This window comes from Streptococcus mitis, assembly GCF_005144795.1.
Lineage (GTDB): Bacteria > Bacillota > Bacilli > Lactobacillales > Streptococcaceae > Streptococcus > Streptococcus mitis_BB.
Map to the genome: position 1 here is coordinate 56,675 of NZ_SWFJ01000006.1, position 13,232 is coordinate 69,906.

At 36.9% G+C, this 13,232-nt stretch carries 13 protein-coding genes; 4 read left to right on the forward strand and 9 right to left on the reverse strand.

All coding sequences use genetic code 11. The annotated features are described in order from the left end of the window. Window positions 1-102 precede the first annotated feature (102 nt). The gene (locus FBF73_RS05235; protein WP_078351945.1) at window positions 103-357 is read right to left on the reverse strand and encodes a DUF3165 family protein; all 255 of its coding nucleotides are present in this window, start codon (window positions 355-357) and stop codon (window positions 103-105) included. Between the two features lie 19 nt (window positions 358-376). After that, on the reverse strand, window positions 377-2,218 hold the full coding sequence (typA, locus tag FBF73_RS05240) for a translational GTPase TypA (protein ID WP_000164111.1): 1,842 nt from the start codon (window positions 2,216-2,218) through the stop codon (window positions 377-379). A 161-nt stretch (window positions 2,219-2,379) separates the two neighbouring features. Between typA and FBF73_RS05245 the strand changes: the two genes are divergently transcribed. Beyond that, on the forward strand, window positions 2,380-3,105 hold the full coding sequence (locus tag FBF73_RS05245; protein WP_136937172.1) for a 16S rRNA pseudouridine(516) synthase: 726 nt from the start codon (window positions 2,380-2,382) through the stop codon (window positions 3,103-3,105). Window positions 3,106-3,148: 43 nt separating this feature from the next. On the opposite strand, the gene FBF73_RS05250 is transcribed toward FBF73_RS05245, so the two are convergent. From FBF73_RS05250 to FBF73_RS05260, 3 genes are all read right to left on the reverse strand, one after another. Next, window positions 3,149-3,376, reverse strand: a complete 228-nt coding sequence (locus tag FBF73_RS05250; RefSeq protein ID WP_153209014.1) for a hypothetical protein — start codon at window positions 3,374-3,376, stop codon at window positions 3,149-3,151. Window positions 3,377-3,464: 88 nt separating this feature from the next. Further along, window positions 3,465-3,845: a rhodanese-like domain-containing protein gene (locus FBF73_RS05255; protein WP_000259256.1), complete on the reverse strand. Its 381-nt coding sequence runs from the start codon at window positions 3,843-3,845 to the stop codon at window positions 3,465-3,467. Further along, entirely contained in the window at window positions 3,845-4,114 is a 270-nt protein-coding gene (locus tag FBF73_RS05260) for a YqgQ family protein (protein WP_169435176.1), read from the reverse strand. Before FBF73_RS05260 ends, FBF73_RS05255 begins: the two co-directional genes overlap by 1 nt. A gap of 63 nt (window positions 4,115-4,177) precedes the next feature. Between FBF73_RS05260 and FBF73_RS05265 the strand changes: the two genes are divergently transcribed. Next, complete coding sequence (locus FBF73_RS05265; protein ID WP_124787782.1) at window positions 4,178-5,086, forward strand: LysR family transcriptional regulator; 909 nt, start codon at window positions 4,178-4,180, stop codon at window positions 5,084-5,086. A 29-nt stretch (window positions 5,087-5,115) separates the two neighbouring features. Beyond that, window positions 5,116-6,813: an N-acetylmuramoyl-L-alanine amidase gene (locus FBF73_RS05270; protein ID WP_124787783.1), complete on the forward strand. Its 1,698-nt coding sequence runs from the start codon at window positions 5,116-5,118 to the stop codon at window positions 6,811-6,813. A gap of 31 nt (window positions 6,814-6,844) precedes the next feature. Here FBF73_RS05270 and FBF73_RS05275 read toward each other — a convergent pair whose 3' ends face one another. The 4 genes from FBF73_RS05275 to FBF73_RS10120 all read right to left on the reverse strand — a co-directional run bounded on the left by FBF73_RS05275 (window position 6,845) and on the right by FBF73_RS10120 (window position 12,668). Further along, entirely contained in the window at window positions 6,845-7,162 is a 318-nt protein-coding gene (locus tag FBF73_RS05275) for a hypothetical protein (protein ID WP_136937173.1), read from the reverse strand. A gap of 249 nt (window positions 7,163-7,411) precedes the next feature. Beyond that, on the reverse strand, window positions 7,412-8,308 hold the full coding sequence (locus tag FBF73_RS05280; RefSeq protein ID WP_136937174.1) for a DUF6287 domain-containing protein: 897 nt from the start codon (window positions 8,306-8,308) through the stop codon (window positions 7,412-7,414). A gap of 445 nt (window positions 8,309-8,753) precedes the next feature. Next, complete coding sequence (locus FBF73_RS05285) at window positions 8,754-9,395, reverse strand: hypothetical protein (protein WP_136937175.1); 642 nt, start codon at window positions 9,393-9,395, stop codon at window positions 8,754-8,756. 3 nt (window positions 9,396-9,398) lie between these two features. Further along, on the reverse strand, window positions 9,399-12,668 hold the full coding sequence (locus tag FBF73_RS10120) for an LPXTG cell wall anchor domain-containing protein (RefSeq protein ID WP_240798245.1): 3,270 nt from the start codon (window positions 12,666-12,668) through the stop codon (window positions 9,399-9,401). Window positions 12,669-12,836: 168 nt separating this feature from the next. Here FBF73_RS10120 and FBF73_RS05300 point away from each other — a divergent pair, with 168 nt between their 5' ends. Next, the gene (locus FBF73_RS05300; RefSeq protein WP_136937176.1) at window positions 12,837-13,175 is read left to right on the forward strand and encodes a helix-turn-helix domain-containing protein; all 339 of its coding nucleotides are present in this window, start codon (window positions 12,837-12,839) and stop codon (window positions 13,173-13,175) included. Window positions 13,176-13,232: the final 57 nt, after the last annotated feature.

The window sequence follows — 13,232 nt, forward strand, 5'->3', positions numbered from 1 at the left end:
ATTTCTACTCTTACTATTTTACCATTTTTATGGAAATAATTCTAAACGAAAATGCTCAGATTCAGCATTCTAATAAGCAAAAAGAGAGCCAAAACTCTCTTTTTATCTTCTTTTATTTTTACTAACCGACATGAGGGTAATATCTCGCAAGCTAAAGTATGCTAGAAAGAGCATGGTGATTGCGATAAAGAATTCTGTCGGTAGCTGAAAAATTTGCAGGATAGACAACATAAGCAAAATCAAGAGTGCTACGAAAGCAAAGACGACAAGGACGATATTGACTGTCCCTCTAATGCTTTGTGGTGTCGCAAATACATAGAGTAGTAATAAGAGGAGTCCTATGATTAAATAAACCATCTTTATCTCTTTCTAGCTCTTATTCAGCTGATTTTTTCTTCTTGTTAGCTTTCTCACGCTCTGCCTTGTTAAGGATTTGTTTACGCAAACGGATAGACTCAGGCGTTACTTCCATATACTCATCGTCGTTCAAGAACTCAAGAGACTCTTCAAGCGTCAAGATACGAGGAGTCTTAATAACAGCTGTTTGGTCCTTAGTAGCTGAACGGACGTTGGTCATTTGTTTTGCCTTAGTGATGTTAACTGTCAAGTCATTTTCACGAGAGTTTTCACCGATAATCATTCCTTCATAAACCTCAGTACCTGGGTTGACAAAGATCGTACCACGTTCTTCGATAGACATGATTGAGTAAGTTGTAGCCTTACCAGCATCGATAGAAACAAGGGCACCACGGTGACGACCACCAATTTCACCTGGAATCAATGGCAAGTATTGGTCAAAGGTATGGTTCATGATACCGTAACCACGAGTCATTGACAAGAACTCAGTTGAGTATCCAATCAAACCACGCGCAGGAACTAAGAAGACCAAACGAGTTTGACCATTACCAGTTGAAATCATATCCAACATTTCACCCTTACGTTCAGAAAGGCTTTGGATAACAGATCCTTGGTATTCTTCTGGAGTGTCGATTTGAACACGTTCAAATGGCTCACATTTAACACCGTCGATTTCTTTTACGATAACCTCTGGACGAGATACTTGAAGTTCATAGCCCTCACGACGCATTGTTTCGATAAGGATTGACAAGTGCAATTCTCCACGTCCTGAAACAGTCCATTTATCTGGTGAATCAGTTGGGTCAACACGAAGGGAAACGTCTGTTTGCAATTCGGCCTGCAAGCGTTCTTCCACCTTACGAGAAGTTACCCATTTACCTTCTTTACCAGCAAATGGTGAGTTGTTGACCAAGAAAGTCATTTGAAGAGTTGGCTCATCGATGTGTAGGATTGGAAGAGCTTCTACTGCATCTGTCGGAGTAATAGTTTCACCGACAAAGATATCTTCCATACCTGAAACGGCAATCAAGTCACCTGCTTTTGCTTCCTGGATTTCACGACGTTCCAAACCAAAGAAACCGAAGAGTTTTGTAACACGGAAGTTTTTAGTTGTACCATCAAGTTTAGAAAGGGTAACTTGGTCCCCAACTTTAACAGTACCACGGAAGACACGACCGATACCGATACGTCCAACGAAGTCATTGTAGTCCAAAAGTGATACTTGGAACTGTAAAGGCTCATCTGAGTTATCTACTGGAGCTGGGATATGGTCGATAATCGTGTCAAAGATTGGTGCCATAGTCGCTTCTTGGTCAGCTGGGTCATCTGACAATGAAGAAGTTCCGTTGATCGCTGAAGCATACACCACTGGAAAATCAAGCTGGTCGTCATCTGCACCAAGCTCTATGAAAAGTTCCAAGACTTCGTCCACTACTTCTGCTGGACGAGCTGATGGTTTATCGATTTTGTTAACAACAACGATTGGGACAAGGTCTTGTTCCAAAGCTTTTTTCAAAACGAAACGAGTTTGTGGCATGGTTCCTTCGTAGGCATCTACGACCAAGACAACACCGTCAACCATTTTCATGATACGCTCAACTTCTCCACCGAAGTCCGCGTGTCCTGGTGTGTCCATGATGTTGATACGAGTTCCGTTGTAGGCAACGGCTGTATTTTTAGCAAGGATGGTAATTCCACGCTCTTTTTCGATATCGTTTGAGTCCATAGCACGCTCAGCCAATTCAGTACGTGCATCAAGCGTTTCTGATTGTTTCAATAATTCGTCAACGAGGGTTGTTTTACCGTGGTCAACGTGGGCGATAATCGCAATGTTACGGATATCTTCTCTTAATTTTGTCATGATTTCCTCTATAATATTCAAAATTTATTTTCTAACTGAACGATTATACCATAATTTCAAGTAAATAACATAACTCAAGCAAGTGTAAATGTTTTCACTCTGCTTTTCTTTTCACGTCAAGCCTTTTCAAAGCAAGCGACTTATGATAAGATAGGCACAGTATGCGTTTAGATAATTTATTAGCCCAAGAAAAAGTTAGCCGAAAGGCCATGAAACAAGCCTTACTCAAAGAGGAAATTCTAGTCGATGGTCGCCCAGCCCGCTCCCTAGCTCAAAATATCGATACAGGACTACAAGAACTCCTTTTTCAGGACCGTATCATTCAAGGCTATGAGCACACCTATCTGATGCTTCATAAGCCTACTGGTGTCGTTACAGCCAACAAAGACAAGAAACTTCCAACCGTCATGGACCTCCTTCCGCCTGACATCCAGTCTGATAAGCTCTATGCCGTCGGCCGACTGGACCGAGATACGACTGGCCTCCTTCTCTTGACTGACAACGGTCCCTTGGGCTTTCAGCTCCTCCATCCCCAATATCATGTCGATAAGACTTATCAAGTTGAGGTTAATGGACTTCTAACACCTGACCATATCCAAGCCTTTCAAAAAGGAATTGTCTTTTTAGATGGTACTATCTGTAAACCTGCAAGCCTAGAAATTCTATCTGCAAGTCCTTCCCACAGTCAAGCCTCTATTACCATTTCAGAGGGGAAATTTCATCAGGTTAAAAAAATGTTCCTCTCAGTTGGTGTCAAGGTAACCTCCCTCAAACGAGTTCAGTTCGGTGAGTTTACATTAGACCCAGAACTAGCAGAAGGTCAATACCGTCCCTTGAACCAAGAGGAATTGAAAATCATAAAAAACTACTTAGAGAAAAGTGGATAAAACAAAAAAGCTTTCAAATAAAGCTTTTTTTGTTTTACACTAGTTAATTCATAAAAAGAATCAATCCTAAAACCCAATTAATTACGGAAACTACAATCCCTACAATAGCTATAATTTTTTCTGTTTTATAGTCTAGTCCAGATTCTTTTTGGTATGAAAAAGCCAAGACCAATCCTATGATCCCCAAAATCAGGCCTACAATTGGAAATAACAAACCAAGAATAATCGACAAAATACCCACAAAAAGTGGATTTTTCTTCTTTTCTTTCATGTTCTAAGAACTCCTTAAATTTTATACAAATTAATTATACTATAAAACAATAGCTTCATCCTATCATTCGACTAATTTGGAAATAAGGTTAGCTAGTCTTCACTTTCCCTTTCCAAGAATCCAAACCATAAGAAAGGATATAAATCTCAGAAAAACCTTGTTTTTTCAAGTAAAGAGCTGCATTTGTAACTCGTTGCGCACGTTGGTTTTCGTAAAGAAGGACAGGTTTGTCCTTACGAAGGGCTGCAAGACTAGTTTTCAACTGACTTGAAGGAATATTGCGAGCCCCAAGAATATGTTTTCTGTGGAATTCTGCTGGATCACGCAAATCAATCAATTGACCCGTACGAATCAAGGCTTCAAACTCCTCATTGTCTACAATTTTAGCTGCACGTCGAATACGAAGATAGTTAAAGCCCATCCACGCCAACATTGCCAGTATAAGTGCCCACAAAATCCAAGTAACCATTAGTTCTTTTCTCCATTTTTCTCAATATAATCCAATTCCACCTTGTGCTCTCTGCGAAGAACTGCTTCTGCCTCTAGATAGTCTAATTTATCCATCAACCCTGCATCGTAAATCCGTGAGAGTTCCAGCTTCATCAGTTCAATATCATATAAGCGTTTTCCCATGTAAACAATGATACCAAATCGTTTGAGGAATTGCTGCACATCATAGAATGTTTTCATAAGACTCATTCTAGCAAATTTTTGTGTTTTTTTCAAGAAGAGAATCACACAATGCCCCTGATTTTCCTATCATCTTTGGCGATTCTGACGCAAGTGTGGTACAATAAAAACATGAGAATTCAACAATTACACTATATTATCAAAATCGTCGAAACTGGCTCCATGAATGAGGCAGCCAAGCAACTCTTTATCACTCAACCTAGTCTTTCCAACGCAGTAAGAGATTTGGAGAATGAAATGGGCATTGAAATCTTTATCCGCAATCCCAAGGGCATCACCTTGACCCGTGATGGGATGGAGTTTCTCTCTTATGCCCGTCAGGTTGTCGAGCAGACCCAGCTTTTGGAGGAACGCTATAAAAATCCTGTCGCCCACCGCGAACTCTTTAGCGTTTCCTCCCAGCATTATGCCTTTGTGGTCAATGCCTTTGTCTCTCTGCTCAAGAAAAGTGATATGGAGAAATACGAGCTCTTCCTTCGTGAAACTCGGACTTGGGAGATTATCGACGACGTCAAGAACTTCCGTAGTGAGGTCGGTGTCCTATTTTTTAACAGCTACAACCGTGATGTTTTAACCAAAATGCTGGATGACAACCACCTGCTGGCTCATCATCTCTTTACCGCCCAACCGCATATCTTTGTCAGCAAGACCAATCCTCTGGCACAGAAAGACAAGGTCAAACTAGAAGACTTGGAAAACTTCCCTTACCTCAGCTATGATCAAGGAACTCACAACTCCTTCTACTTCTCTGAAGAGATTCTCTCGCAGGAATACCACAAAAAATCTATCGTAGTCAGCGACCGTGCTACCCTCTTTAACCTCTTGATTGGTCTGGATGGATACACGATCGCAACAGGGATTTTGAACAGCAACCTCAACGGAGACAATATTGTTTCTATCCCACTGGACATTGATGACCCAATTGAGCTGGTCTATATCCAGCATGAAAAAACCAGCCTATCTAAGATGGGCGAACGCTTTATCGACTATCTCCTAGAAGAAGTCCAGTTTGATAGTTGAGAATAGTATTGAGATATATGGAGACAAAAATGAAAAAGCTTATACTTGCGAGTACAGTTGTCCTATCTATTTTAGGGTTCACTCAAGCAACTGTCCAGGCTCAAGAAAATAAAGCAGAGTCAGTACGAGAAAATGTAACAATTCCTCATTCAAGTACTTCAAAAATCGAAAACCAAGAAAAACCGAAAGAGAAGGTCGAAAAACCAGACAATTCTTCTAAAATTGACGATAAAGAAGAAAAAATAGAGAAAAAAACTCCTGCTACAGAAGAGAAGAAGTCTGAAGTAAAAAAAGAAGAAACAAAAGTTGAAAAAATCAAAGAAGGTTGGCAAGAAGAAAATAATAACTGGCGCTTTTACGAACACAATAAACCTGTTACCAACTGGAAAAAAATCCAAGGAAAGTGGTACTACTTCAACAAAGATGGAAATCGACTAAGCAATACAACCTTTGATGGTTATGTATTCAATAAAGATGGAGTAATGGCTGAGAACGGTTGGAACTTCATCCATGGAAAGTGGTACTTCGCTAATTCTTCTGGAAAAATTTCTCAAAATAAATGGGAAAAAATTGCTGATTCTTGGTATTACTTCGACAAAGATGGGATCATGCTTAGTAATACAACTATTAACAGCTACTTGCTGACAAATAATGGAGCAATGGCCACAAACGGCTGGGCAAAAATCGACCAAAATTGGTACTATGCAACATCCTCTGGAAAAATTTCTCAGAATAAATGGGAAAAAATTAATGGTATTTGGTACTATTTTGACAAAACAGGTATTATGTTCAGTAACCAATGGCAAGGTAATTATTATCTAAAATCAAGTGGTGCCATGGCTGAAAAAGAATGGGTTTTTGATAAGACCTACAATAGCTGGTTCTACCTAAAAGAGAATGGAACATTTGCAAACCGAGAATGGATTGGAACTTACTATCTCAAATCTGGTGGTTATATGGCTAAAAGTGAGTGGATTTTTGATAAGTACTATAATTCTTGGTATTATCTAAAAGAAAACGGACAATATGTCACTAATATTTATAAAATATCTGGAAAAGATCATATCTTTAAAAATGATGGTAGATGGGTTAGTGAAGTTCCTGAGGGGTTTGTAAAAGGCCAATACAGTAAAACCATCTTTTTAGATCCTGGACATGGGGGAAGAGACTCAGGTGCATACTATTACAATGTCGCTGAAAAAGACCTCAACATGCAGGTTTATCGTAAATTACGCAAAAAGTTAGAAGAACTGGGCTACAAAGTTCTCACTTCACGTGATAGCGATATTGATGTAGACTTCATAACAGAACGTTCTCGTATGGTTAACAAGACTAACTCTGACATCTTTATCAGTATTCACTTCAATGCGACTGGCAGTGCATACTCAAAATCTAGTGGAATTCAAACCTATTCCTACAGTGATGAACCTGATTATCCAAGCAAAATCAACCCATACTGGCATAACCATCCTGACCGTATGAGCGAAAGCAAGCGCCTCGCAGCAGCTATCCATTCTTCATTGTTAGCTGAAACTGGTGCTAAAGATGCTGGTTTATTGGAAAGAAGCTTTGCCGTTCTTCGAGAAACTGCTAAACCAGCCGTCCTCCTAGAGCTAGGTTATATAGATAATTTCGCTGAAAATCAACAGATTCGAGATAGCCACTATCAAGATAAGCTTGTAGCAGGTATCGTGAAAGGAATTCAAAAATATTACGCTGGTAAGTAAAAAAGGGTCTCGAGAAATCTCGAGGCCTTTTCTATTTGTCTTCTTTTTTATCTTTATCAGGAAAGAGATATCCAATACCAATGCAAGCTAGTACGCCCGCTCCAATTACCAAGCCACTTGAAATTGGTAAAAGGTCCAAAATTGCATTGGCGATGATAAAGGCAATAATCAAACACATCAGACTAGCCTTGTAATCTTTTTTTAAAAAATTCTCTAGAGTGAAAAAGAGAAACAAACCAATAGGAAACAATGACCAAAGATTAATGTCTAAATTTGGCCATCCAACAGAACCAAAATACAAAATCAAAGCTGAAACTAGCAAGAATCCAATACCTAATAATTTTTTCATTTTTATCTCCCATTACTTTTTTATGAACTTGACTTGTCTGATGTCGACGCTCGCATCTCTTACAAAAATTATTATATCAGAGGTCAGTTTCAAGAACAAGCTCTGTTGCCTATCTGGTCTCTATCTCAGTCTAAGTGGTTCAATAGTTAAGATAAAAGAAAAGAAGCCCTAATGAGCTTCTTCATTCTAGCTATTTAACAGTATTTCCGAACTAAAACAATCGAAAGTTAGATTCTAAACTAGTTTTTTCTAGTTCGTATTTTTCTTTTCCTTAGATTCTAGAGAAGTTTTGATTGCTTCGCGTTCAGCCTGTAGTTGAGCTAAATTCTTCTCCTCTTCCTCAAGTTTACTAGTATCTGGTTTTACACGATAGTAAACATCTTCTGGTCTCGACAACATCGCTTCATACTGCTGTCCTGCAAACAGTCTCTCCTCGTCATGATTGCTTTTATCTGTTAGTTTTCCATCATCACCAGGTTTCATAACAACTCCACTTGGAACAGCAACTACTACAAATCCTCCAGCAACAGAATCTTTTACCCATGCACTGAGAGAAGCTGTCTCAGGGTTACGACTATCTTGACCTTTTGATATCTTTAATTCAACTACAGATTCGTACTTTTGATCATTTGTAAACCAAGTGGCATCTACTTCTCCAGAATTCTTAATAATGTATTCATTGCCAGATTGACTACGCCATGTACCTTTCAAACTTGATAAATCATTATTTCTTAGTGCTTCAATATCCAGTTTCGGAACTGCAGTTTCTTCTTTTAGCTTGCTAACAAGTGCTTCTGCTTCAGTAATCTTGGTATCTAAATCAGTCAGTTGATCCTTGAGTTTCTGGATTTTCTCTTGCTTATCCTTATCAGTCTCATCTGTTTTTCCTTGGTTTGTAGATGTCTGACTTGTTGACTCTTTAGTTGAAGTTACAGACGATGCTAGACTTGACTCTTTATTTGCCTTATTAGATGAGAATAAGAAGATACTTGCTAGGATTGCAACAACCAAAAGACTAATGGCAATGCCAATATAGACTTTTATTTTAAATACCTTGCTCCTAATTGTAGCTGGAGAAGATCCTTTCACTCCCTTCGAGACAGTTGATTTAGGATCATTTCCCTCTTCAAAATTTTTCTTAGTCATAGTATTCCTCCCATTTTTCACTATATTTTAAACAAATTCACAAAATTTGTCAGTATCCATGAATGGATGCACTTTCAAAAGAAAACCAATCAGCTAATCCTAAAATATTGGCATCAATAGAATCATCCATTAAACTCTATATTTAGTTTATTAAAACAAATTATACCATAATTTTTAATAATTTTATATATTTTTATAGTCTAACTATGATAATGAAAAGGAGCTATCCTTTCATATTATTCACTTATATTATGTTTATAAAAAATCTAATAGGCGTATTTACTTATCATATTTCATATAGACTGTACTTCATCAAATAAGTCTTGAGTTTTTACTATAATTGTAAAAAGCACAATTTTGAATATATAGTTCGATACCGTATTTTGTGAAATCAGTAGAATCCAAAAAATCTTCCTATTTTTAATAAGAAGATTTTTTTGTTTAATTACAGTCCATGCTTATAATTAAATGCATGAGCTTCAATTTCTTCAATAGTATCTGGAAAACGTTGTACTAATTTAGCATTTAATAATTTTTTCAAACTTGCTTGTGGAGTTAATTCTCCCATTTCTAATGCATGTCTTATGTACTCCCTAACTTTCCAGTATTGTTTAGCGTCTTCTATTAATACTTTTTTAAATTTTTTAGGTCGTGCAAATATCAATCTAACTACAAAAACAATCGCTGAAAAACTTAATACTGAACCAATATCTGATAAACCAATTGGAACACTTAATAACAAAATAATAAAAGCTGTAAATAATGGATGACTTTTAATAAAGTTTACTAATTTTTCCATATTAAATTCTTTCGTTAAGTGTTGAATATCCTTTTGTAGTACTGAAATATTTATTACACTTGCTTTTTCAGGGAAAGGGTAGTTTTTTTCTTTTAAATGACCATCAACTTCTAAATGGCACAAATCTTCACGTACAATAGGGTCAAAAAATCTAGCTTGATAAGTTTTAAACTTTGTTGCTGCTCTCTCTTCAGCCGCTGACAATGTTTTCTGGATACCAATTTTTGTTGCTGCATGTCCAAGTGTTAAACCAGAACTAACTTTTAATGAATCTGTAAATAATCCCATCTTTTATTTTCCTTGTCTTTTCTTTAATAATATTCCAAATCCTGACAGAATTGCTAGAACAAGCAAAGTTGTATTACTTTCTTTTGTTCCTGTATTTGGTAAAGTTTTTGCTTTTTCTACTCGTGAGTAACTCATTTTTTCGTTTTCTACTGCTTTAACAGCTGGAGCTGAGTATATTTCACGTTTTTCCTTCACAACAACATTTCCTTGTGCATCCAAAGTTACTTCTTTACCAGTTGCAAGAGCTTTTTGCAATTCGTCAATATTGACTTCAGGAAGTGCTTCAGCTGTTGGAGCTACTTTAGGGACAGCGATGACTGTTCCGTCTGGCAATTTGGCAACAACGTTTTCTTGAGCTTTTTCTGCAAGGTCAACGAGTGCTTCATATTCTGTTTGCAAGTCTACCAACTTAGCGTGTTCTGTACGGTATGCAGACAACAAGTTTTCAAGAGTAGACTGTGCAGTCTTGAGTTCAGCTTTTGCTGTTTCAAGTTTAGCTTCAGCTTTTGCTTTCATATCTTGAGCAGTTGCTAGTTTAGCAGGTGCGTCCAAATATGCTTGCAATTGTTCAGCCAATTTCTTAGCTTCTTTGACAAGAGCATCTTTTTCTTCAAGAAGTTTAGCACTTTGTTTGTTCAAAGTGTTTACTTTATCTTCTTGAGCTTTTAGTTTAGCTGAAGCATCTGCAAGAGATTGTGACGCAGTTGTTTGAACACCTTTAGCTTCTTTGAGTGCGTCTTGAGCTTTAAGAAGAGTAGCTTTCTTGTCAGCTAGACTTGCTGAGAAGTTGTTAACCGCTTCAGTAGCTTTAGCTTCACGAGTTTTAGCGTTTTCAAGTGCAATGTTTGCCAAACGTAGATTGTTTTCAGCAACTTGGGCTTGCAATGGCGTAGCCATTGCATCTGCTAAAACTTTTTCAGCTTCAGTTTTCAAGCTAAGTGCGCTTGCGTAATCAGTTGAAGCTTTTGTCAAAGCTTTCTTAGCATTTTCTGATGCAGTAGTTGCTTGTTCAAAGTTTGATTGGGACTTGATTACTTTAGCTTGAAGTTGGTTAACATTATTTTTTGTCCCAGCTTGAGACAATTTTTCAAAAAATGGTGCGTATAGCTGTTTTGTCTCAGCAATTTGTTTTTGCATTGAGCTCAACTTGTTTTTGACTAAATCATTAACCTCAATGGCCATCGCTTTCTTATAATCTTCTAAAGTTCCAGAGTCATCTGTTGAACTTGAATAATATTTAAAAGTACCATCATCATTTTTCTTAAGCCAGTACGTACTCCAACCATTGAAAGGTGCGATGTTCCTTAATTTAAAAGTTTCACTAACAGTGAATCCCCCAGATGAACCTGTGAAATTGATGCTTGGAACTTTATGTTCTTTTTCATAATCATCCAACTCCTTCGCTTTACCATCGAGTTGAGCCTGTTTTGTGGGATCAATTACATTTGTTCTACGATACTCATTTTGAATAGAAGCATAATAATTGTTATATTCTTGGAGTAGATAAATATACTGCGGATGGTTAACAGCGTAATTAACAAGTTCATCAACCTTACTGTTATACTCGGCTATCGAATTTTCTATTTTTGATAGCTTAGTTTCCCCATATTGACTATAAATAATTGTATCATTAACTTTTGCATTAGGAAACGAGTGTGTGAAATATGCACCTCCAGCATTTGTCGAATCAGACCTATTTTGGTATAACCCCATATGAACGTTATCTCCAGATAGAAGGTTAAAATAATGTCCCCAATTAGAATGAGCATCCTTGAAAGCAAAACCTAACATGTGATACACAAATAAAGTGTTCAATTCCGTAAATGTCATTCTACTTTTCTTAAATCCAGCTGTAGGATAAATATTTTCTGTAAATGCGCCTGTAGCTTTTTGAACATTTGAAAACCCATTATGACCTAGTTCAGAACCATATTTATTTACATTTTCAGGTTTGTTAGCAAAATCATTCCAAGCATCAATAGCTTTCATTCCCAAATCAATACTATTTTCTGTAACTTTATTTATTGGCTCTAGCCCACTGATTTTTCGAAAAGCATTTAGTTGTGATGCGAATGCGATGTTTAGTGCTTTATAATCCTCTCGCGACAAGATTAATTTACCATTTTTTAAATTATATGTCTTGTTAAACGCTTCATCTCCAATTAGAGCTTTGACAAATTGTTGTGAAGCATCGTCAATATAAAGATTCAACATACTACTAAGTAGATTTTCTTCAGCGTATTGTTGAGCTTCAATATTTTTATCTTCTTTTATCAATTTTCTGAACTCGTTCATTTTAGCTGTAAGATCAAAAGTTTTATCTTTAAAGTAAATAGAACCTGTTTTATCTATAATTTCAGCATTGATAGCTTCATAGATATTTGTTGGTTTGCCAACATTCTTTAATGCAGCTTGAGCGGATTGCAATTCAGCTTGAGCTGTTTGCAATTTGCTTTCAACTGAGTCAGCATGTTGGTTAGCGCTTGCTAGTTTTTCTTTAGCGAGTTTAACAGCAGCGTTTTTAGTATTAACATCGGTTTGAGCTGATTTGATAGCTTGGGCGCGGTTAGAGTCTGCTTTAGATGCGTTTTCTTTTGCAGTTTTAGCGTCAGCGACTGATTTAGTTGCGTCTTTGACATCTGCTTGGGCTTGTTTCAAGTCTTTTTGAGCAGACGCAAGTCCAGTTCCGTCAAGAGCAGATTGTGCGCTTGCTACGGCTTTTTCAGCTGTTTGGACATCTTTAGTAGCTTGGTCAAGATTTGCTTGAGCAGTTGCCACGTCTGATTGTTCTTCGGCAAGAGCTTTAGTTTCAGCTTTGATTTGTTCATTTGTTGCTTCAGTTGCTTTTTGGTTAGCAGTCTGAGCTTCAAGGTTCTTAGCTTGAGCGTCTTTTACTTGAGCAACTTTTTCAGATGTTGCTTGAGAAGCAGTTGCTTCAGCATCTTTGACAGCTTGAGTTGCGTCTTTTACTTCTTTTTCAGTTGAAGCAACAGTAGCTTCTTTTGCTTTAACATCAGCTTTAGCTGTGTCAATCTTAGTTTCAGCTTCTTTCACAACAGCTTTTTGAGCGTCAAGCGCAGGTTTCACTGTAGAAGGCGCAGGAACTTCACTCTTTTCAAGTGGTTTCACTTGTGGTTTCGTAACAAGAGCAGGTTCATTGACAGCAGTGTTAGAAGGTACTGGAGTCGCTTGAGCTTCTTGAGCAAATGCAGTTCCACCAACAGACGCAAGCGCAATAGCTGTTGAAGTTGTTAAAGTTTTCAGTTTCTTCATCATTTTCTCCTTTAATGACTGATAAAGTGAGCTTATTTTTATAGTTTTACTACACTATTTTATCATTATAAGGTGTAATAATCAACACTTTTATATTATACAAGTGTAATTTATACTACTTATTATTTATAATTTTTATCTTTAAAATAATAAATAAAGGTAAAAACTATGAATCAAAACAACTTACAAACTTTTATCGCAAAAAGAATTAGATATTTACGACTATCAAAAGGAATTAGCCAAGAAAAACTTTCAGAACTGGCTGGCTTAGGTTCGAAACATATCCATAACATAGAAAATGAAAAATATAATTTTCAAATACAAACGTTAAACAAAATTATCACGGCTCTTGAAGTAGATGAAAAAACATTTTTTAATTTCGAGTTTCCAGAAAAAAGCAAAGAAATTGAAAATATCATCAATCAACTTGAACAACTACCAGAACCACAAAAAACAGATATAATTGATGCAATAGCAATCCTATTAAATAATATAAACAGCCGCTAAAAATTTTTAGCGGCTGTTTTTACATATCTAGTTTCTCAACTCTTCAGTCATTTTCTC

Coding starts and splice junctions, on each gene's coding strand:
- FBF73_RS05250 (WP_153209014.1), bottom strand. CDS start 3,376: ATGAAAGAAAAGAAGAAAAATCCACTTTTTGTGGGTATTTTGTCGATT.
- FBF73_RS05285 (WP_136937175.1), bottom strand. CDS start 9,395: ATGGGATTATTTACAGATTCATTAAAAGTTAGTTCTGGTTTAACACTT.
- FBF73_RS05275 (WP_136937173.1), bottom strand. CDS start 7,162: ATGAAAAAATTATTAGGTATTGGATTCTTGCTAGTTTCAGCTTTGATT.
- FBF73_RS05300 (WP_136937176.1), top strand. CDS start 12,837: ATGAATCAAAACAACTTACAAACTTTTATCGCAAAAAGAATTAGATAT.
- FBF73_RS05245 (WP_136937172.1), top strand. CDS start 2,380: ATGCGTTTAGATAATTTATTAGCCCAAGAAAAAGTTAGCCGAAAGGCC.
- FBF73_RS05235 (WP_078351945.1), bottom strand. CDS start 357: ATGGTTTATTTAATCATAGGACTCCTCTTATTACTACTCTATGTATTT.
- FBF73_RS05255 (WP_000259256.1), bottom strand. CDS start 3,845: ATGGTTACTTGGATTTTGTGGGCACTTATACTGGCAATGTTGGCGTGG.
- typA (WP_000164111.1), bottom strand. CDS start 2,218: ATGACAAAATTAAGAGAAGATATCCGTAACATTGCGATTATCGCCCAC.
- FBF73_RS10120 (WP_240798245.1), bottom strand. CDS start 12,668: ATGAAGAAACTGAAAACTTTAACAACTTCAACAGCTATTGCGCTTGCG.
- FBF73_RS05270 (WP_124787783.1), top strand. CDS start 5,116: ATGAAAAAGCTTATACTTGCGAGTACAGTTGTCCTATCTATTTTAGGG.
- FBF73_RS05280 (WP_136937174.1), bottom strand. CDS start 8,308: ATGACTAAGAAAAATTTTGAAGAGGGAAATGATCCTAAATCAACTGTC.
- FBF73_RS05265 (WP_124787782.1), top strand. CDS start 4,178: ATGAGAATTCAACAATTACACTATATTATCAAAATCGTCGAAACTGGC.